The sequence below is a fragment of the Micromonospora sp. NPDC053740 genome (assembly GCF_040677775.1).
GTDB classification, from domain to species: domain Bacteria; phylum Actinomycetota; class Actinomycetes; order Mycobacteriales; family Micromonosporaceae; genus Micromonospora; species Micromonospora alfalfae.
Genome location: NZ_JBFASO010000002.1, coordinates 876714 through 898481 on the forward strand (window position 1 = coordinate 876714; position 21768 = coordinate 898481).

The window sequence follows — 21768 nt, forward strand, 5'->3', positions numbered from 1 at the left end:
AGGTCACAACCCCCCGATTACCGAGCGGTAACAGTCGGCCGACACCGCGGAGGTGGGACATCACGGAAGGTGAGCGGATTCGTCTTCGCAACACTCCTATATGTCCACAAGATGGGCGCGATGCGGCAGATCGATCAGCGCAACGTGACGCTGCATTGACTAATTACAATCGAATAACAAATGTAAAGCACGCAGGTCGTACGGGTTGTCACACAGGTCGAGGGGCGGACCGCCTCGCGGTCCACCCCTCGGTCGTACGTCCTGTCGTACGCGCGTCAGCGCTGCTCCACCTCGCCCGGAGCCGGACGCTGGGTCGGCACGGTCGGATCCTCCGACTTCCAGTTGGTCGAAGCCGGCGGGATCTCGTCGGTCAGTGGCCCGCCGACCGGCTGCGGCCTTGGCTGCTCGACGGTGTCCGTGTCGCGCACCGGCTCCTGGTCCACCCGGGTCGGCGTCGGGTCGTCGACCGCCGGCTCGGCGCGGTGCCGGGCCGTCCCACCCTCGGGTCGGGTCACCAGCCACACACCGAAGACGACAGCGATCAGACCGAGGACACCAGCGACGATCGGGCCCCAGAAACTGATCAGGCCGATCTTGAAGCGGTTTTCCTTGACCGTCTCCACACTGCGGCTGACCGTGTCGTCGGTGTAGTTGAAGTCCGCGTCCAACAGCACAGTGGGGGTGCCGGTGTCAGGGCGCAACTCCTTGTGCTGCTGCTCCCGCACGTTCACGTAGGAGCCGGTGACCGGGTCGACCCAGAGCGTACGGATGTTGCTGTAGACGATCTGGCCGTTGGTGGCACCCGGCGCGAACTTGCCGACCAGCGTCTGGATGCTGCTCTCCGGGGTGGCCAGCACCTCGTTCTCGATCCGCTGCTCGAAGCGGTACGCCTCGATGCCCTTGATCTTCTCGGTGCCGACGAACTTGGCCGGGACAGCCCGCTTCAGGTCACGGTCGAAAACCTGGTAGTCGCGCTTGGCAGTGCCGAACGGGAACTTGTAGATCTGGCCGGTGTACTTCACGTTGCCGACCGGAGTCCCGTCCGCCCCGGTCTCGTTGAGCCACTGCTCCTTCCACGAGGCGGCCGCACCGGAGATCCGGTAGAGAGCGAGTTCGGTGCTGTACTGGCTGACCACGTCCTGGTTGTCGGTGCGCCGGACCGTCTGGTAGACGTCCCAGATCACCGCGTCACCCTTGAGGTCCGCGGGCAGCCGATCCTTGGTGTCGTCGGGCTGTGGGATGACCTCCACGTTGGACACCAGGTCGCCCTGCGGAACCTCGATGCTCACCGAGCTGCCGGTGGCCGTGATCTTCAGGAACCTGGCGTTCTTCGCCTCGGCGACGGACGTCGTTGGCTCAAGATCGTAGGGGAGCTTGGTCACGGCGGGGGCCACGTAAAACGGCAGCCCGGCCGCGAAGACCAGCAATAAGACGCCAAGCCCGAAGAGCGCGGCGCCCACGCGAAGCTTCACTCATCCTCCTGTAACCTGCCGCCCTACGACCTGTTGTCCGGGGCACCCGATCCTTAACATGGCGGGAGGTTACTCCCCGGTCACCTTCAAAGCGACCCCCTGGATGTCCAGATGTCCACAGCCGCCGCGCCAACAGTTTCGGAGCCTTCGGCAACCGGCCGACTTCCCGCCCTCGACGCGCTGCGAGCAATCGGCGCGGTTGCGGTCGTCGGTCACCACGTCGGGTTCCAGACCGCCGTCACCATGAACACCACCTGGGGCGGCTGGCTGGCTCGACTGGACGTCGGCGTCGCCATCTTCTTCGTTCTGTCCGGGTTTCTGCTGTTTCGGCCGTGGGCGCTCAACGCCGCGACGGGCCGTAAGCGACCCCGCGCCGAGCGTTACCTGTGGCGGCGAGCAGTGCGCATCCTGCCCGCCTACTGGTTGGCGACAGTGGTCTGCCTGATCGTCCTGCCGCAGAACGGGCAGGCGTCCGGCGGCGACTGGATCCGCCACCTCACCTTCACCCAGATCTACCAGGCCGGGCAGCTGCGCGCCGGGCTCAGCCAGACCTGGAGCCTCGCCACCGAGGTCGTGTTCTACCTGATCCTGCCGCTGGTCGCCGTGCTCGCCGTCGGCCGGTCCTGGCGTCCTGTCCGGACCATCGTGATCGTCAGCGGAAGCGTGCTGGTGACCGCCGGGTGGCTCACCCTGATGGGGCTGGGCTGGCTCGACACCGCCCTGCACACCATGTGGTTCCCCTCGTACGCCGCATGGTTCGGCGCCGGCATGGCACTGGCGGCGGCGCACGTCGCCCTGCGCACCGGGACGGCGCCCGCGACTTTCCGGGTCCTTGACGACCTGGCCTCGGCGCCGGTCACCTGCTGGGCTGCCGCCGTCGGCCTGATGGCGATCGCGACGACGCCCGTCGCCGGCCCCCGCGACCTCAGCAGGCCGACGGCCGCCGAGTTCGGCGTCAAGCTGGCCCTCTACCTCGTGATCGCGGCGCTGATCCTGATCCCGGTGGCCTTCGGCGGGCCGAGCCGGGCCAAGGAGATCTTCGGCAGCTCGTCCGCCCGGTGGCTCGGCACGGTCTCGTACGGGCTGTTCCTGTGGCACCCCATGGTCATCGAACTCATCTACCTTGTCGGCGACCGACAGCTGTTCACCGGCGGGCTGCTCAACACCTTCGCCCTCACCATGGCCTTCGGCCTGGTGTACGCAGCGGTCAGCTACTACGGCGTCGAGCGGCCCCTGCAACTGCTCGGGTCGCAGGGTCGACGCCGATCCGCAGGGCGTGGGCAGACGCCCGGGACTCCCGCCGCCGACGTGGGCGCACCGGCCACCACGCCGCCGACCGTCGCGGCTGGCACGCCGGTGCCCACCGTCGGCGGGTAGCGCCCAGCGTTGGCCCATCGGGGCATTGCCGGCCGGCACACCAGCCCCTAATGTGACGCGGGTCGCTAAATTACTTGAGAGTAGGGTTCGCGTGGAGCGTCGCTTCGGCATGCCCGGACACGTGTTGTTCCTCAACTGGCGAGACACCCGCAACCCCGAGGGCGGCGGTTCCGAGGTGTACGTCGAACGGATCGCCGCCGAACTGGTCGCGCGCGGATTCCGTGCCACTCTCTTCTGCGCCGCCCACAGCCAGGCTCCCGCCGACGAGGTCAACGAGACGGGCGTACGGCTGGTACGGCGCGGCGGCCGACACAGCGTCTACCTCTGGGCGGCACTCTGTTACGTCGCGGGCGCGCTGGGCATCGGCCCGCTGGCGGCCCGCCGCGGCGGCCGGCCCGACGTCCTGGTCGACGTCTGCAACGGGTTGCCCTTCCTCTCCCCGCTGTGGGCACGACGCCCGGTGGTCAAGCTGATCCACCACGTGCACCGCGAGCAGTGGCCCGTTGTGCTTCCACAGTGGGCGGCCCGGTTCGGCTGGTGGGTCGAATCGTCGCTCGCCGTACGCGTCTACCAGCGGTGCCGGTACGTCACCGTCTCCGAGGCGACCCGCCGGGAGTTGGCAGAGCTCGGAGTGCCGCCGGAGCAGGTCTCCGTGGTGCACAACGGCACCCCGACGCTGCCCCGCACCGACGCCGAACGGGCTACGTTCCCGCTGCTCGTGACGCTGAACCGTCTGGTGCCGCACAAGCGGGTGGAGGTGGCGCTGCGGGCCGTCGCGGCCCTCGCCGACGAACTGCCCCAACTACGTCTGATCGTCGCCGGCCAGGGCTGGTGGGAGTCGCACCTGCGTGAACTCGCCGCGGAGCTGGACATCACCGAGCGGGTGGACTTCCGGGGCTTCGTGACCGAGGAGGAGAAGGCCGCCCTGCTCGCCTCGGCCTGGGTGGCCCTGACCCCGTCGCTCAAGGAGGGCTGGGGCCTCACGATCGTGGAGGCGGGTTCGGCGGGCACCCCGACTGTGGCGTTCCGGGGAGCGGGCGGAGTCGCCGAAGCTGTCGTCGACGGGCGTACCGGCCTGCTGGCCGACGACATCGACGACTACCTGATGAAGGTGCGCACGCTTCTGCACCGGGATGAGCTGCGGCGGGAGATGGGCGCCCAGGCCCGGGAGCACGCCGCCAGCTTCACCTGGCAGGCCGCGGGTGGGCGCTTCGAGGCGATCCTCACCGGTGTGGAGTCGCCCCGCCCAGTGCAGCAGCGGGGCGAGCCGTCCTACCTGTCGCCGTAAACCGCTGGGGCGTACGGGTCCTTCTTACCGGCCCGCTTGGCCGCCTCCGTGACGAGCTTGGCCTCCTTTGCGGCCTCCTCGTCGGTGGCGGTCGCGGCGGCCGAGATCCCGCCGAGAGCCAGGATCCCCAGCAACGCCGCCACCAGGCCAGACACGACCAGGGTCAGAGCTCTACGCATGCCAATCCTCCAATGGCGAGACGTGCGAGCGGACGTTACCACGCGGTAGCTCGCCGGTGTAGTGCCGAAACGGCGGCAGCGATGACCACCAGAAGGGCAGCGCTGAGGGCCGCCACCACCGCCAGTCGGGCCAGTCCGGACCCGCCCGGTTGCAGCACGGTCTCCGGGTTGCGGTACAGCGTCAGGAACTGTCCGTCGTGGACGCGCTCGAGGCCGCCGAGTACCTGAGGATCCACCTCGCCGGAGACCTCGTGCTGCACCAGGACCCAGCGCACGCCGGTGGTCCAGACCGGCCGCCCCTCGGCCAGCGCCCGGCGTATCTCGCGGACGCGCGGGTTCTCACCGGCCACGGCGACGTCGCCGACCCGGAGCGTGTCGTCGGTCAGCACCGTCCCCGGCAGGTGGCGCGGCGCCGGGTCCAGAACAACCCGACCAGGGTTCCACGGGTACGCCCGGTAGGCGCTCAGCGGCAACGAGAGGATCTCCCCCGGCTCCTCCTCGATGTGCTCGGCCACCCGCTGCCACTCCGCCGGATAGCTCACCGGACGAAGCCGACCGGCACCGCCGAATGCCAGGTCCGGCAGGACCGCCACCGGCAGGAACAGCAGCCCGACCAGGATCACCGCGGCCACCTCCCGGTCGATCCGGGCCACCAGCCGCTCGGCCCCCAACGCCGCGCACACCACCAGCAGCAGGGCGTACGGTGCCAGGAACTTCTGCCCATCCCGCAGCAGCCCCGCGCCGGGCAGGTGCACCACCGCCCAGCGCAACGCGGCATCCCCGCCGGGGAGCAACCCGAAGGCGGCGAGCAGACAACCGGTCCCGGCGAGCACCGCCAGGCGCGCCGCTCCACCCGGGGGCAGCCGACGCCGCAGCAGGCCCGCACCGACACCGGCCAGGATCAGCAGCACAACCGTCGCCACCGGCACCAGTGGCGTCGCGCGACTGGCTGGGGTGGCCTGCGCGCTCCAGATACCGCCGGTGCCGGCCAGCGCCACCAGCGGGCCCGCCCAGTTCTCCGCACGCGCCGCGAACGCCGCCACCCCCGCCGGGTCCGAGGAACCCCCGGCGCCGGTGACCACTGCCGCTACCACCCAGGGGGCGTTGAGCACTCCGACCGCGGCCAACGCCTGCCGGGACCGGTGCGGATGCATCCGCTGCGACACCAGCAGCGACCGGGGCGCGCGCATCCGGTCCGACGTCAGCACCAGCACCGTGCCCAGCGCAATCAGACCACCGGTCGGCGTGATGGCGGCGGGAGCGGCGGCGAGCACCACCCGGGCGAGCGCGCCGTCGCGCCCGGCCCGCAGGTCCAGCGCCGCCCGCACCAGCCAGGGCAGCGCGGCGTACGCGAGCAGCAGCCCCCACTGCCCGATCAGCAGCCGCTCGGCGAGGTACGGCGACCACGCGTACGCCAACGCGGCGAACAGCCGGACCGCACGCCGTTCGGTCGGCACCAACCGGCCGGCGCCGACCGCCGCGAGGAAGACCGCCCCGGCGAGCGCCAACCGCTGCACCGCCCAGCCCGGCACGAGTTGGGTGACCAGCGAGACCAGCGCGTCCATCGGCACCGCCCGGGGCAAACTCTGCGCCGGGGCGACGAGATCCCAGGTCAACGGCTGCCGGGGTACGAACACCATGTCGTACAGCAACGCGTAGCCGGGTGCCGCCAGCGGGGCCAGCACCACCACGGTGACCGCCGCCGCGACCGCGTACAGCGACAGCGTGTCGGGCGTCCGCCGAACCGGTGCGGCCTCGACGCCGTCGGTCGGCTCAACCATTCACGATGCCGGCACCGCCCGGCCCACCGTGATCAACTCGGTGCACACCCCGACCTCCGGCGTTTGGACGGTGACCTCGACGGCGTCCCCCGCACCCTCCAACAGGAAGAACAGGTCGTTCAGCCCACGTCGCAGAGTGATCTCGCGGGTGGCGTCCCCGAGCCGGAACAGCGCTGTCGAGTCACCCGAGCTGAGATAGCCGAAGTGCACCACGTACGGCCACTCCACCAGGTACCCGTCCAACGGGATCCGAGTGGGTCGGCCGCCCTGGGCCAGGTGTCCGCAACCGTCCACCGGACCGGGCACGATCTTCCGACCCTGGACCACCACCGGACGGATCCGGCCGAGATCATCGAACGTCGACGGGCGCGCGGCCTCCGTCACGAAGGTGGGTCGACGCTCGGCCGGGCGGAAGAAGTGCGACTGGAGATTGTCCGGCCAGAAGTAGCCGGCGATCACCCGGTCCGGGACCGCGGTGTCGAAGAAGACGGTGCCCGGCGGCGCAGCGGCCAGCTCAGCCTGCGTCGTCGCGAGATAGTCCCGCCCGTACTTCGTACTCCAGTTGTCGCCGAAACGGGCAGTGCTCCACAGGGTGCCCACGCCAATGGTCACCAGGACGACGATCATCGAGACCAGGCCGACAGCGAACGCGCCCGGCTCCCGCAGGACCGTCGGCACCGGCCACGCCGACACCTCGTCCTCGTCGGTGTCCTTGATCCCCAGCAGGGCCGCACCCACACAGATCGCGGCGACCAGCACCACGTCGGCGACGTACCGGGGGACGACACCGATCAGTGGGCCGAGCGGCCCACCCAGCCGGGTGATGGCGAACAGCGCGGCGACCAGGCCGAGGTAGGAGGTGAGCAACAGCCAGGCCCGGCCGGCCGACGGACGCCGCCGGACGGTGACCACGACGAGCGTCGCCAACACCGCCCACGACAACCACTTGGCGATGTCGTACGGATCGACGAGCGGGGGACCGTCACCGGCGTAGGTCCAGCGCCAGGGACCTCCGAGCAGACCCGGCACCACTGTCTCGCCGACCAGGTCACCGAGGAAGTTGAGGACCGGACCGACCGAGGTCGGGTCCCGCAGTTCACCGGAGGGGCGGGTCAGGTAGAACGCCAGGTATCCCCCCGACAGCGCGCTGAGCACCAGCCAGGCCGGCCAGTGCCGGCGGATCGCCGCCGCGAGACTGCGCCACACGCCACCGGAGGTGAAAAGGAAGACGGTCAGCAGGAACAGCAGCGGCACGATCAGCAGGGACTTGGTGTCGAAGAGCAGGCCGAAAACCAGCCACAGCGCGACCGCCACGAGGTGCCGCAGGCGACCCGTCCGCACGTACCGGACCTGGGCTGTCACCGCCATGACCAGCGCCAACTGCATCGGCAGCACGAGCAGCCCGACCAACCACAGCGAGGAGACCTCAAGCGTCAGCGGGCTGAACACGAACAGGCACAGCGGAATGAGCAGACCCCAGCCGGGCCGGAGCAGATCGCGCAACAACCGGTACACGGCGATCCCGGTCGCCGCCTGGCCAACAGCCAGCAGCAACACCCACGGCCAGGTGGCGAAGCCCGCCGCCCGCACCATCGCCCACGCCACCAACAGGCCGCCCGGCATGAGGTGGTTGTTGAACGTACGCAGGAGGTAGTCCGCGTCCAGCCCGGTGTCGAGGACCTGGGCGGCGATGACGAACTCGTCCTGCGAGAACCAGCCACGGGCGGCGAGGCCGGCGCGCCAGGCGACGGACACCGCGATGAGGGCGATCGCCACGGCGCGGACGGGGTCGGCGCGGAGCCATCGGCCGATCGGCCCGGGCCCGTCGCCGTCGGACGCGACGCGTTCCGGATGCGTCTCGGCCTCAGCTTCTGGCATTGACATGGTCGGCAGCCTGCCACACGCTTACACGCCGTGGGGACGGCCGTTCTCCCGATAACGCCACCGCAGCGCCCCTGGTCGCCCGTCCGTGCCCGGTCCGGATAACGTCGCGCGACAGTCGTCGGCTGCAGGTGCGCGTCCGGCCGGTGAAGACAGGAGCCGAAATGCGTGCAGAGGTGGCCAGTGGCGCCGCACCGGGGTCCAGCCGGAGCCGGCACACGGCCCGACGGTTCCGGCACCTGGTCATCTGCATCGCTCTCACCGCCCTCGCCTTCCAGCAGGCCCCGGGCCAGGTCGTCCCGGACACCAAGGTCGACCTGAACGTCAACCCGGCCGGGTGGCTGCTCCGCTCGCTGCACCTGTGGGATCCCACCGGCACGTTCGGCCAACTACAGAACCAGGCGTACGGCTATCTCTGGCCGATGGGCCCGTTCTTCCTGCTCGGGTCGGAGTCCGGCCTCGCGCCGTGGGTGGTGCAGCGGCTGTGGTGGGCACTGCTCTTCTGTGTCGCCTACCTGGGGGCGGTGCGCCTGGCGGGCCGGCTCACCATCGGAACGCCCGCCGGGCGCATGATCGCCGGCGTCGCCTTCGCGCTGTCACCGCGCATCCTCACCCAGCTCGGCTGGTCCTCGGTGGAAGCCTGGCCCAGCGCCGTCGCCCCCTGGGTGCTCATTCCACTTGTCGGTCTCGCCGCCGGCACGCGACTGCGACGCGCCGTCGCGGCCTCGGCCCTCGCCGTCGCCTGCGCCGGTGGGGTCAACGCCACCGCCGTGTTCGCGGTGGTGCCACTGGCCCTGCTCTGGCTCGCCACCGTCCAGCCCGTACGCCGCCGGGTCACCGCCATCGCCGCCTGGTGTGGCGCGGTGGCCCTGGCCACCGCGTGGTGGTTGGTTCCGCTGCTGGTCCTCGGGCGGTACAGCCCACCCTTCCTGGACTACATCGAGACCGCCCGAAACACCACCAGCGTCACCGACGGGGTGACCACCCTGCGCGGTGCCTCCTACTGGGTCGCCTACCTTGCCTCCCCGTTCGGACCGACCATCCCGTCCGGCGCGCGACTCGCCAACGAGGCGGTGCTGGTCGCCGCCACCCTGGCGGTCGCCGCCCTCGGTGTGCTCGGGCTGTCCCGACGGGGGATGCCGCACCGCCGGTTCCTCATCACCGGTCTGGTGCTCGGCGTCGCGCTCGTCGGTCTCGGGCACGTCGGCGACCTGCCGAACATCCTCGCCGGGCCACAGCGGGAGTTCCTCGACGGCGTCGGCGCACCCCTGCGCAACGTGCACAAGTTCGACGTCCTGCTCCGCCTACCAGTGTGCCTGGGCATGGCGCACCTGATCGGGCTGGCCGTCCGGGCGGCGCGCACCGCGCCCGCGCGGCACCGTCAGCGAACCGTCGCACGAGCCTGGCTGACCGCAGGTGCCGCGATCATCGCCGTCACGGCGGTCGCCACACCCGCCCTCGCGGGCGGTCTCGCCACCCCGGGCAGCGTCAAGGAGGTGCCCGGCTACTGGCACGACGCCACCGACTGGCTCGACGCGAACACGGGACGCGGGCGGGTGCTCGTCGTACCCGGGGCGCGTTTCCCGTCGTACGACTGGGGCAACACCACCGACGAGATCACCCAGCCGCTGCTCAACAGCCGGTGGGCAGTACGCAACGCCATCCCCTTCACCCCACCGACCACGATCCGACTACTGGACGTGATCGAGTCGACGCTCGCCACCGGCGCCGGGTCGACCGGCCTGGCGGACCTGCTGGCCCGATCCGGAATCAGTCACGTCCTGTTCCGCGCCGACCTCGACCACGGCCGCTCCGACACGGCCCGCCCGGCTGTGGTCCGGCAGGCGCTGGAGCGCTCACCCGGGCTGACCCGCGTCACGTCCTTCGGCCCCCTGCGCGGAGGGCCGTCGTCCCCCGACGAGTTCCGCGACCACGGACTCGACGTGCCCGTCCGGGCGCTGGAGGTCTACCGGGTCGACAGGCCCGTCGAGCCGGTGGTCGCCTACGACAGAGCCGCCGTGACGACAGTGGTCGGTGGCCCCGAATCACTGCTCGACCTCGCCGCGGCCGGGCAGCTCGGCTCGGCGCCCACCGTCCTGGCCGGCGACGCGTCGACCGGCGACGTTGCCGGACCGGTGGCGATGACCGACGGTCTGCGCAGGCGGGACGTGTCGTTCGGCGGGCTGCGTGACAACACCTCACAGACGATGACCGCCGACGACACCTTCGACGTCACCGCGCCCGCCCACGACTACCTGCCCGACTGGGGTGCTGAACACTCCACAGTCGCCCGTTTCGAGGGCATCGACACGATCCGCACCTCCACCGCCCGTTCGCAGGTCGACGCCCCCGGCGGTGCCCGCCCCGAACACCAGCCGTACGCGGCGATGGACGGCAACCCGGCGACCTCCTGGCAGTCCGCGCCGTACTCGCCCAGCGACCAACAGTGGATCGAGGTGGGCCTCGCCAACCCGACGACTGTCACCCGGGTCGAGGTGTGGTTCGACCTGAAGGCCGATGCCCTGCCCACGACGGTGACAGTCAGCGCCGGGTACGAGAGCAGCACCATCGAACAGTTCAGCGACCACATGGTGTTCGAACTGCCCGGCGTCCACGCCACCCGCGAGGTCCGGGTCTCGGTCGACAGCGCGTACGACCTGCGCCCGTTCGGAAACGGATCGGTCGGTGTCGCGGAGATCAAGATTCCGGGCATCCAGACCAGCCGCACCCTGGTCCTGCCCACCGCACCGGTCACCGACCGGCCGGCGACCGTCGTCGTGTCCGCGGCACCCACCACGCCGGCCTGCTTCTCCGTCGACGGGCACCCGCGCTGCTCCAGCGACGCCATCCGTGGTTCCGAGGACGGGTCCACCATCGACCGGACCCTGAGCCTGCCAGCCGCCGGCGCGTACGACGCCAAGCTGTGGGCGCGGCCGACGGCCGGCCCGGACCTGGACAACGCCCTCGACAAGCTGGTGACCGACGCGCAGCCGCTGCGCCTCGCGGCGCAGATCAGCGCCTCGTCCACTGCCGTGCCCGACCCGACCGGCCGGGCCGGGGCGGCGCTCGACGGGAACCCGGCCACCAGTTGGTCACCGGCGATCGACGACGAGGCGCCGATCCTGCGACTCAAGTGGCTCAAGCCGCAGACCATCACCGGGCTCCGCTTCTCGGCCGACGACAAGACAGCCGCCACCCGTCTCGGCAGTGTTCGCGTGGTCGGCGACGACGGCTTCCGCAGCAGCCTGCTCGGCGACGACGGGCTGCTCCGCCTGGACCCGCCGATGCGGACCGACGAGATCACCATCCAGTTCCTCGACAAGCCGTCCGCCACCAGCACCGACCCGTACAAACTGCGGTTGCCCGAGCGGTTGCCGGTCGCGGTCGGCGAGGTGACGGTGCTACCCGGAGCACCCACAGTCGGACCGCGCCTCGACACACCGGTGTCGCTGGCCTGCGGATCGGGGCCGACGCTCCAGGTCGGCGCGGCGCGGGTGACCACCACGCTGCGGGGCACGCTCCGCGACCTGCTGGAAATGCGCGAGATGCCGGTGACGCCGTGCGGCCGGGACACGCCCCGGCAGCTTGACCTGGGCCGCGGGGAGCACCGTGTCGTCGCCACCCCGAGCCAGCTGGCCTCACCCACCAGGGTCGCCCTGGTTCCGAAGACGACCACGCCGGCCGCGGCGACCGCCACCGCCAGCGCCGCCGAGATCGAATCCTGGGCGGCCACCGAACGACGGGTACGGGTGGCCAGTCACCCCGTCGACCGGGTGCTCGCCGTACGGGAGAACACCAACACCGGCTGGCAGGCCACCATTGGCGGGCGGACGTTGAAGCCACTGGTGGTGGACGGGTGGCAGCAGGGCTGGATCCTTCCCGCCGGCGCCTCCGGGGAGGTGCTGCTGCGTTTCGCTCCGGACACGCCGTACCGCCTCGGGCTTCTCCTCGGCGGCATCCTGCTCGCGGTGGTGGTCCTGCTCGCTGTGGTGCCCGCCCGACAGCCCACCGGGCGAACCTCGGCGACCGTCAGACCACGCGGCCGACGTCGGGTCACCCGCTCGCTGCCGCTGCTGGCAGTCGGGGCCGCCGCGCTTGTGCTGTGGAGCGGCCTCATCGGCGGTCTGCTGGTCGCGGCGGGATTCATGCTGGCGGTACCCGGCCCACGTCGCCTGCAGTGGCCGGCCGACCCACGTCGGGCCAGGATGCTCAGCCGGGCCGTCGAGACCTGGCTCCCCGGCGCGCTCGTCCTGCTCGCCGGGTTGCTCTACCTCGACTCGACGCGGCGGAACACCGACGCGTTGGTGCAACTCACTGTCGTCGCCGCCCTGGGTGCCCTCTGGCTCTCCACCGCCGCCCGCCGACGCCCGGTACGCCGGCCCACTCCAACCGCCGGGACCTCAGCCGTTGCAGCGGCTGCGCTGGTCGCGGAGAGACAGGATCCGTACCCGGCCGAGCCGGACGGGACCGGGCCGGTCGCGGCCGAGCCGGACGGGACCGGGCCGGTCGCGGCCGAGCCGGACGGGACCGGGCCGGTCGCGGCCGAGCACGATGTGGCCGAGCCGGCGAGGTCCGGCCCGTCGGCCGGGCCAGCCGACGGGCAGCTCCCGACCTTCTCCGAGATCACGTGAGCCCCCGACGACCCGTCCGTCGGGAAACGACAGCCCAGACGGAGTCGACACGCGGATGGAGTACGGGCCTCGGCGCTGCCGGGGTCAGCGTCACAGTGGCCGGGGTCCTGGTCAACGGCCTGGCCTACCTGGTGCCGGTCCTGGCCGCCCGGCGGCTCGACCCGGCCGACCTCAGCGCGCTCGCCACCGCCCTCGGTCTGGTGGCCATCGTCGGTGTGCCCGGGCTCGGCCTGCAACTGGCCGTCGCCGTGCACCGCGCCCGGCACGGCGCGTCAGACACTCGACGGCTCACCGCCGTCACCGCCGCAGTGTGCGCGGGAGCCCTCGTCGCGGCTACACCACTGCTGGTCACCGCCCTGGATCTCCCGGTCGAGATGCCCGCGCTGCTGGCGGTCACCACCGCGGCGATAGTGCTCTCCTCCCGGTCCCTCGGAGAGTTGCAGGGTGGCCAACGGTTCGTACGACTCGCCATCGGGATGGCAGTGCTCGCCGCCGGCCGCTACGGCGGCGTGATCGCCGGGTTGCTGCTCGGCGCGGGACCGACCGGCGCGCTGGCTGTCGGCGCGTTGACCGCCGCCCTCACCCCTGCGGTGCTGGCCCGACTCGCCCGCGAGCCCCACCTGTCGTCCACCGCCCCACGGCTGACCGTCGCCCAGGTCGTCGCCGGCTGTGGTGCGACACTGGCGATGCTCGTCGTCTCCTACGCCGACCTGCTGCTGTCCCGGCAACTGCTGTCCCCGTCGGATTCCGGGGCGTACTCGGTCGGCACCGTCCTGAGCAAGGGCGCACTCTGGGCACCGCAGGTCGCCGCCGTCCTCGCCCTACCGCGCCTGGCCCGCGGTGACCGGCGCAGCCGAACGGTTGCGCTCGCGGTGACAGGCGGGTGTGGAGTGGTGCTGGTCCTCGCCTCGACGCTCGCCGGAGGGCTCGCCTTCCGCCTCGCCGGTGGGCCCGACTACGACCACCTGGGCCGGTACGCGCCCCTCTTCGCGGCGGTCGGTGCGCTCTACGCGGTGACGTTCGTGCTGCTCAACGACCGCCTCGCGGCCGGCGCGCGCTGGGCGGCGGCACCGCTGTGGGTGGGCGTGGCCGGCCTTGTGGTCGTCGCCGCGACCCTCCGGCCCCACACCGTCCCCGGTCTGCTCCTCGCGGCAGTGGGCACGGCCATCGTCACCACCGCGCTGATGGCGGTCACGGCCCGTCGGCCCGCGCCGGCTCCGGCGGCCGAGCCGACTAGCCCTCCGCGAGCCAGTCCGTCAGCAGCCGGTGGTCGATCGAGTCCACCCGACCGAGCGGACGACCCGAGGCCGCCCGGTCCCGCAACTCCGCCCGGGTGAACCAGCGCGCCTCCAGCAACTCCTCGCCGTCCACGCGTACCTCGTCGGAGGTGGCGGTGGCCCGGAAGCCCACCATCAGGCCGGCGGGGAACGGCCACGCCTGTGACCCCTGGTAGGTCACATCGGTGACGGTCACGCCAGCCTCCTCGCCCATCTCCCGACGGACCGCGTCCTCCAGGCTCTCGCCGATCTCGACGAAGCCGGCCAGCGTCGAGTACGCGTCCTCGGCCGCGCCCGCGTGCCGGGCCAGCAGACAGCGCCCCGACCGCCCGGGTGCCTCGACCAACACGATGATGGCCGGTTCGATCCGGGGGAACAGCAGACGTCCGCACTCCGTGCCGGTGCAGGTCCGCAGGTGCCCGCCGCCGCCGACAACGGCCGGCGCGCCGCACGTCCCGCAGAATCGCTGCTGCCGGTGCCAGTGCAACAAACCCCTGGCGTACGCCAGGTCGGCCGCGTCGCCGGGTTCGAGCCGCCCGACCAGGGCTCGCACGTCCACGGACCGCACCGCGCCGGTCATCTCGACGGCGGACCGCTCGGGGAGCGCGGAGAGGTCCGCGGCGAACACGGCGGCCTCCCCATCGAGCCCCAGGAAGACGGTCTCGCCGGCGGCGGACCGGACCAGCGCCGCGCGCTCCGCACTGAGCCGAACCGGCCCGTGCCCGTCCACGAGACAACGGTCCCGCCACATCGGCAGCAGCACGCTGGTCGCGTCGGTGAGCAGCGCGCCCAACCGCGTCGGGTCGGTGCGCAATGGTCCCGCCCGGTCCAGCGATCCGCCCCCGTACGCCAACACCCGCTCCGCAGTGCCCACCCGGTCACCGTGCCACGTCGGTGGTCGGCCGTCGGCACCGCCCCCGGACCACTGCGACACGCCGAACGACACGCGGTAGCAGCGCCTGACGGGCGCAGCCGACGAGGACGGCCGGGCATTCGTTACCGTAGGTGCCTCCGGGAGGGAGGACCTCCCGCGGCACCCTGGCGATCGAGGTTGCAGTGACGCTGTACGGCGAAAACAGTCCACCCGCCGACGACCGGCCCACCGTGCAGGTCACCGCTGTCACCTGGCCGGACGACGGAGCTGAGCCGGTCACCACAGCCGCTCCCGGCGAGCCGGACGGTGGCCCGCGCCGGCCGCGTCGGGTGCGCATGCTGCTCGCCGCCGGCATCACCGGTGGCGTCCTCGCCGCCGTGGCGGGTGCCGGCGCCTGGGCGTACGCCGGTGATGTTCCCCGTGGCACCAGCGTGCTCGGCACCGAACTGGGCGGCCGGAGCCGCGCGGACGCCGACCGGGAGTTGCGGGCCGAGCTGGACCGGCGGGCGGCGGAGTTGGCCACGCCACTGAAGGTCACCGTCGACGGGCGCACCGCCGAGATCAACCCCGCCGACGTGGGGCTGACCGTCGACGTGCCGGCGACCGTCGCGGCAGCCGCCGAGGCCGACGCGCACCCGGTCAGCCGGTTGGTCGGCTCCCGCACCGTCGAGCCGGTGGTGACCGTCGACGTGGGCCGGTTGGACGACGCGCTACGTAAGGTGCTCGGCAACCAGGCCCAGGGCATGACCATGCCGGCTATCACCTATCAGGGCACCACGCCGAAGGTCGTACAGCCCAAGCCCGGGCTGGCTCTGAACCCGGAGCGCTCCGCCGAGGTGGTCCGCACCGGCTGGTTGGCGGGCGCCCCGGTCACAGTGCCCCTGGTCGAGACTCACCCGGCGACCACTCCGGAGGAGTTGGACCGGATGGTCACCGAACTGGCGAAGCCGGCGGTCGCCGCACCGGTCACCCTGCGCACCAACAAAGGCCAGGTGACGATCCCGCCCGCCGCCATCGCGAAGAGCCTCCGCTTCGCTGCCGACAAGACCGGCAAGCTCACCCCCTCGGTGGACGTCAAACGGCTGCGGGCGGCGCTCGGCGACAAACTGGCCGCCATCGAGGTGCCACCGAAGGACGCGACGATGACGATTTCCGGCGGCCGGCCCACCGTCAAGGAGGGGCAATCCGGGCAGCAACTGGACACGGCAGCCCTCAGCCGAGACCTGCTGGCAGCACTACCGAAGGCGGACGGCCGCGAGGTGACCGGCGAGTTGAAGCCGACGCCGCCGCAACTGACCGGGGAGAAGCTCGCCGGCCTGGGCATCAAGGAACGGGTGTCGACATTCACCACCCGGTTCACCGGCGGCATGGCCTCCTCCCGCAGCCAGAACATCGCGACCATCGCGAAGAAGGTGGACGGCACCGTCGTACTACCTGGGAAGACGTTCTCGCTCAACGGGCACACCGGCGAGCGCGGCTACGCCCAGGGCTACCGGGACGCACCTGTCATCCTCGACGGCAAGCTCGTGCCGGGCGTCGGAGGCGGCACCTCCCAGTTCACCACCACGCTGTTCAACGCGACCTACTACGCCGGCCTGGAGGACGTCGAGCACAAGCCGCACTCGTACTGGTTCGACAGGTACCCGGCGGTCATCGAGTCCACGATCTTCTGGCCGAACCTGGACTTCAAGTTCCGCAACAACACCGAGTACGGCGTACTCATCGACACGTCGTACACGTCCAGCACGATCACCGTGTCGATCTGGAGCACGAAGATCTACGACAGCGTGAAGACCGAGTACGGGCCGCGCCGCAACATCACGACACCGAAGCAGATCCATCTGACTCCCGGCCCCTCGTGCATCGAGACCAACGGCATCAACGGCTTCACCCAGGACGCCTTCCGGGTCATCAAGAAGGGCGGCGTGGTGGTCAAGCGGGAGAAGTTCACCTGGCGCTACGACGCTGAGCCCCGCTACGTCTGCGCGCCGAAGACGTCCTGAGGCCCGTCCGCTCCGGTTCGCCCCTGCTCTGAGATCAGCCCGGCTCTAAGGTCGGCCGTGCTCTGGGTCAGCCGTGCTCTGGGTCAGCCGTGCTCTGGGTCAGCCCTGCTCTGGGTCAGCCCTGCTCTGGGTCAGCCCAGGTCTGGGGTCGGCCCTGCTCTGGGTCAGCCCAGCTCTGGGTCAGCCCAGGTCTGGGATCAGCCCAGGTCTGGATCGGCCGTGCTCTGGGATCAGCTCAGGTCTGGGTCAGCTGCGCTCTGGGTCAGCACAATTCTGGGGTCAGTTCGGCGGTGTTGCCGTCGTGCCCGTTGCGCTCCCATTGCGCTTGCCGCCCTGCGGCGGCATCGGCACCGTGCGAGTCTCCTGCACCCGGATCTCGGCCCGGAAGCGGTGCGCCGCGGGGTGCCACATCTCCTCGAACGGGCCCATGACCTCACCACCAATGCCACGACGACGGACCCGGGACGCGAGCCACCAGAGGATGCCCAGGACCGCCGCAACGCAGCCCGCGAAGACCGCAGATATCAGAACCTCATCCACAGGCCGAGCCTAACCCTGGGCGCCAGGCCCAGCCCTGGCCGCCAAGCCCAGCCCCGAACCGCCGCGATCTTGCACTTTTGGTCGTCGAAACACGAACTATGAGCCGGTTTATCGCCGCAGAAACTGCAAGATCGCGGGATGAGGGGGAGCGCGGGTTCGGGGTGGGGGCAGCGCAGGCCCGGACTGCTCACCTGCTGACCGCGAGTGGCGCTGACTGCCGCCATGGCGGCCGGCCGGCCGCAAGATCGCGCAACATCCTGGATGTAGTGGCCTCATGAGGCGCGGACACCACTACAACCAGGATCGAGCGTGACCTTGCGGGCGCCGGGGCGGCTCGGACCCCTGACCCGCCTCACTAACGTCCAGGTAACCCCGATTGCCAGAGAACCGAGGTCGCGATCAACCAGGAAAGGGAAACGGGGAAAAGGGAAATGCAGAAAGGGCCACCCCCAACAGGGGTGGCCCTTTCTGAAAGATTGTCCGGCGGCGTCCTACTCTCCCACACCCTCACGAGTGCAGTACCATCGGCGCTGGAGGGCTTAGCTTCCGGGTTCGGAATGTAACCGGGCGTTTCCCCTCCGCCATGACCGCCGTAACTCTATGAACATATCAAACAACCCCGGCACCACGACACGGGTGTTCGCTTGTTCAGAGTTGCACAGTGGACGCGTAGCAGCTTAGTAGTCAAGTCCTCGGCCTATTAGTACCGGTCAACTGAACCCGTTACCGGGCTTACATTTCCGGCCTATCAACCCAGTCGTCTAGCTGGGGGCCTTACCCCACAAAGTGGGTGGGATACCTCATCTTGAAGCAGGCTTCCCGCTTAGATGCTTTCAGCGGTTATCCCTTCCGAACGTAGCTAACCAGCCGTGCCCTTGGCAGGACAACTGGCACACCAGAGGTTCGTCCGTCCCGGTCCTCTCGTACTAGGGACAGCCCTTCTCAAGTATCCTACGCGCACGGCGGATAGGGACCGAACTGTCTCACGACGTTCTAAACCCAGCTCGCGTACCGCTTTAATGGGCGAACAGCCCAACCCTTGGGACCTGCTACAGCCCCAGGATGCGACGAGCCGACATCGAGGTGCCAAACCATCCCGTCGATATGGACTCTTGGGGAAGATCAGCCTGTTATCCCCGGGGTACCTTTTATCCGTTGAGCGACACCGCTTCCACTCGCAAGTGCCGGATCACTAGTCCCGACTTTCGTCCCTGCTCGACCTGTCAGTCTCACAGTCAAGCTCCCTTGTGTACTTGCACTCAACACCTGATTGCCAACCAGGCTGAGGGAACCTTTGGGCGCCTCCGTTACCTTTTAGGAGGCAACCGCCCCAGTTAAACTACCCACCAGACACTGTCCCTGAACCGGATAACGGTCCGAAGTTAGATACCCAAATCAACCAGAGTGGTATTTCAAGATTGCCTCCACCCATACTGGCGTATGGACTTCACCGGCTCCCACCTATCCTACACAAGCTAATTCGAGTACCAATGTCAAGCTATAGTAAAGGTCCCGGGGTCTTTCCGTCCTGCCGCGCGTAACGAGCATCTTTACTCGTACTGCAATTTCGCCGGGCCTGTGGTTGAGACAGTGGGGAAGTCGTTACGCCATTCGTGCAGGTCGGAACTTACCCGACAAGGAATTTCGCTACCTTAGGATGGTTATAGTTACCACCGCCGTTTACTGGCGCTTAAGTTCTCCGCTTCGCCCCGAAGAGCTAACAGGTCCCCTTAACGTTCCAGCACCGGGCAGGCGTCAGTCCATATACATCGAATTACTTCTTCGCATGGACCTGTGTTTTTAGTAAACAGTCGCTTCCCCCTGCTCTCTGCGGCCATACAACGCTCCACCCGCGCGGGGCTTCACGTCTCCGGCCCCCCTTCTCCCTAAGTTACGGGGGCAATTTGCCGAGTTCCTTAACCACAGTTCGCCCGATCGCCTCGGTATTCTCTACCTGACCACCTGTGTCGGTTTGGGGTACGGGCCGCTAAGAACTCGCTAGAGGCTTTTCTCGGCAGCATAGGATCACTGACTTCACCTGAATCGGCTCGGCATCACGTCTCAGCCTATGTGTGTTGCGGATTTGCCTACAACACGGCCTACACGCTTACCCCGGCACAACCACCGGCCGGGCTCAGCTACCTTCCTGCGTCACCCCATCGCTTGACTACTACCCATCAGGTTCCCACGCTCCCCACCCTCAACCCGAAGGTCTTGGATGGTTTGGGTGGTTAGCACAACGAGGTTCATCAGGGACGCTCTTTCGCGGGTACGGGAATATCAACCCGTTGTCCATCGACTACGCCTCTCGGCCTCGCCTTAGGTCCCGACTCACCCAGGGCGGATTAGCCTGGCCCTGGAACCCTTGGTCATCCGGCGGAAGGGTTTCTCACCCTTCTTTCGCTACTCATGCCTGCATTCTCACTCGTGCCGCGTCCACAACTGGGTCACCCCGCTGCTTCACTCGCGGCACGACGCTCCCCTACCCATCCACACACCTGCACAAGGAATCAAGTCCAAGCGAGGATAAAATGTGAATGCCACAGCTTCGGCGGTGTGCTTGAGCCCCGCTACATTGTCGGCGCGGAACCACTTGACCAGTGAGCTATTACGCACTCTTTAAAGGGTGGCTGCTTCTAAGCCAACCTCCTGGTTGTCTATGCGACCCCACATCCTTTTCCACTTAGCACACGCTTAGGGGCCTTAGCTGGTGATCTGGGCTGTTTCCCTCTCGACTACGAAGCTTATCCCCCGCAGTCTCACTGCCGCGCTCTCACTTACCGGCATTCGGAGTTTGGCTGATTTCGGTAAGCTTGTGGGCCCCCTAGACCATCCAGTGCTCTACCTCCGGCAAGAAACACGCGACGCTGCACCTAAATGCATTTCGGGGAGAACCAGCTATCACGGAGTTTGATTGGCCTTTCACCCCTAACCACAGGTCATCCCCCAATTTTTCAACATTGGTGGGTTCGGCCCTCCACGCGGTCTTACCCGCGCTTCAGCCTGCCCATGGCTAGATCACTCCGCTTCGGGTCTAGGACACGCGACTGAATCGCCCTATTCAGACTCGCTTTCGCTACGGCTCCCCCACACGGGTTAACCTCGCCACATGCCACTAACTCGCAGGCTCATTCTTCAAAAGGCACGCCGTCACCCCGCAAGGCTCCGACGGATTGTAGGCGAACGGTTTCAGGTACTATTTCACTCCCCTCCCGGGGTACTTTTCACCATTCCCTCACGGTACTTGTCCGCTATCGGTCACCAGGAAGTATTTAGGCTTACCAGGTGGTCCTGGCAGATTCACGGCAGATTTCAGGGGTCCGCCGCTACTCGGGAACACCCACAGAAGGTCAGCAACTTTCACCTACCGGACTCTCACCGTCTACGGTCAGCCATTCCAGACTGTTCGACTAGCCACTGACTTTGTAACTTCTCGAACAAGTGTCAGCTTGTTCAGCAGGGTCCCACAACCCCGACCACGCAACCCCTGACAGGTATCACACGCAGCCGGTTTAGCCTCGATCCGCTTTCGCTCGCCACTACTCACGGAATCACTAAATTGTTTTCTCTTCCTACGGGTACTGAGATGTTTCACTTCCCCGCGTTCCCTCCACACACCCTATGTGTTCAGGTGTGGGTGACACCACATGACTGGTGCCAGGTTTCCCCATTCGGACACCCTGGGATCACAGCTTGGTTGACAGCTCCCCCAGGCCTATCGCGGCCTCCCACGTCCTTCATCGGCTCCTGGTGCCAAGGCATTCACCGTTCGCCCTTGACAACTTGACCACAAAGATGCTCGCGTCCACTGTGCAATTCTCAACAAACGACCAACCCACAACCCGATCCGCCCCACACCAAACCCAACAACAGTTGGCGGTATGTGAGGCCAGGCCATGCCTGGCAGACTTCCAGCCCCCACACAGGAGGCCGGCGCGTCTCTGAAACAACAACCAACGGTTGTTCCTTCAGGACCCAACAGGGTGCCTACATCCCTCCTCAGCCGCACCGAGACCATCCGTTCCCACCACCCCAAAGAGCAGCTGTACTAGGTGAACCCGACCGTTGCCGAGGAAAAACTTGCCAGTGTCTCCGCCATCTGAGCACCCCGACCCAACATTCGTGGACCGCGGGCTCCTTGCACCCTTTCAGGTGAAGGTGCTCCTTAGAAAGGAGGTGATCCAGCCGCACCTTCCGGTACGGCTACCTTGTTACGACTTCGTCCCAATCGCCAGCCCCACCTTCGACGGCTCCCTCCACAAGGGTTGGGCCACCGGCTTCGGGTGTTGCCGACTTTCGTGACGTGACGGGCGGTGTGTACAAGGCCCGGGAACGTATTCACCGCAGCGTTGCTGATCTGCGATTACTAGCGACTCCGACTTCACGGGGTCGAGTTGCAGACCCCGATCCGAACTGAGACCGGCTTTTTGGGATTCGCTCCACCTCACGGTATCGCAGCCCATTG

At 68.6% G+C, this 21768-nt stretch carries 11 protein-coding genes and 3 rRNA genes (1 of these 14 cut by a window edge); 5 read left to right on the forward strand and 9 right to left on the reverse strand.

Translation table 11 applies throughout. The features are described from left to right. Positions 1–275: 275 nt before the first annotated feature. Entirely contained in the window at positions 276–1472 is a 1197-nt protein-coding gene (locus AB0K35_RS08760; protein WP_363884464.1) for a DUF3068 domain-containing protein, read from the reverse strand. A 111-nt stretch (positions 1473–1583) separates the two neighbouring features. Between AB0K35_RS08760 and AB0K35_RS08765 the strand changes: the two genes are divergently transcribed. Further along, positions 1584–2849 (forward strand): acyltransferase, encoded by a 1266-nt coding sequence (locus AB0K35_RS08765; RefSeq protein ID WP_363884466.1) that lies wholly within the window; start codon positions 1584–1586, stop codon positions 2847–2849. A gap of 109 nt (positions 2850–2958) precedes the next feature. Then, entirely contained in the window at positions 2959–4137 is a 1179-nt protein-coding gene (locus tag AB0K35_RS08770) for a glycosyltransferase family 4 protein (protein WP_238667322.1), read from the forward strand. On the opposite strand, the gene AB0K35_RS08775 is transcribed toward AB0K35_RS08770, so the two are convergent. Genes AB0K35_RS08775 through AB0K35_RS08785 form a run of 3 tightly spaced genes read right to left on the reverse strand, consistent with a single transcriptional unit; the run spans position 4122 to position 7981 of the window. After that, a complete protein-coding gene (locus AB0K35_RS08775) occupies positions 4122–4316 on the reverse strand; it encodes a hypothetical protein (protein WP_238667311.1) in 195 nt (64 codons plus the stop codon). The genes AB0K35_RS08770 and AB0K35_RS08775 overlap by 16 nt on opposite strands. A 35-nt stretch (positions 4317–4351) precedes the next feature. After that, positions 4352–6097, reverse strand: a complete 1746-nt coding sequence (locus AB0K35_RS08780) for a hypothetical protein (RefSeq protein ID WP_363884468.1) — start codon at positions 6095–6097, stop codon at positions 4352–4354. Next, a complete protein-coding gene (locus AB0K35_RS08785; protein WP_363884470.1) occupies positions 6098–7981 on the reverse strand; it encodes a hypothetical protein in 1884 nt (627 codons plus the stop codon). It lies immediately after the preceding gene. Between the two features lie 161 nt (positions 7982–8142). Between AB0K35_RS08785 and AB0K35_RS08790 the strand changes: the two genes are divergently transcribed. Continuing rightward, positions 8143–12609 carry an alpha-(1->3)-arabinofuranosyltransferase gene (locus tag AB0K35_RS08790; RefSeq protein ID WP_363884472.1) on the forward strand — a complete coding sequence of 1489 codons (4467 nt, stop codon included), beginning with the start codon at positions 8143–8145 and terminating at the stop codon, positions 12607–12609. Further along, positions 12606–13946, forward strand: a complete 1341-nt coding sequence (locus tag AB0K35_RS08795) for a polysaccharide biosynthesis protein (RefSeq protein ID WP_363884474.1) — start codon at positions 12606–12608, stop codon at positions 13944–13946. Before AB0K35_RS08790 ends, AB0K35_RS08795 begins: the two co-directional genes overlap by 4 nt. On the opposite strand, the gene nudC is transcribed toward AB0K35_RS08795, so the two are convergent. Further along, complete coding sequence (gene nudC, locus AB0K35_RS08800) at positions 13843–14760, reverse strand: NAD(+) diphosphatase (RefSeq protein WP_238672018.1); 918 nt, start codon at positions 14758–14760, stop codon at positions 13843–13845. The genes AB0K35_RS08795 and nudC overlap by 104 nt on opposite strands. A gap of 182 nt (positions 14761–14942) precedes the next feature. On the opposite strand from nudC, the gene AB0K35_RS08805 reads away from it, so the two are divergent. Further along, the gene (locus AB0K35_RS08805) at positions 14943–16763 is read left to right on the forward strand and encodes a VanW family protein (protein ID WP_363884476.1); all 1821 of its coding nucleotides are present in this window, start codon (positions 14943–14945) and stop codon (positions 16761–16763) included. A gap of 279 nt (positions 16764–17042) precedes the next feature. Here AB0K35_RS08805 and AB0K35_RS08810 read toward each other — a convergent pair whose 3' ends face one another. The 4 genes from AB0K35_RS08810 to AB0K35_RS08825 all read right to left on the reverse strand — a co-directional run. Next, complete coding sequence (locus AB0K35_RS08810; RefSeq protein WP_238672020.1) at positions 17043–17303, reverse strand: hypothetical protein; 261 nt, start codon at positions 17301–17303, stop codon at positions 17043–17045. A gap of 478 nt (positions 17304–17781) precedes the next feature. Next, a 5S ribosomal RNA gene (gene rrf / locus AB0K35_RS08815) occupies positions 17782–17898 on the reverse strand. Positions 17899–17983: 85 nt separating this feature from the next. Further along, a 23S ribosomal RNA gene (locus AB0K35_RS08820) occupies positions 17984–21092 on the reverse strand. 380 nt (positions 21093–21472) lie between these two features. Next, positions 21473–21768, reverse strand: a 16S ribosomal RNA gene (locus AB0K35_RS08825) (its annotated part continues 1013 nt past the right edge of the window); the annotation flags it as partial.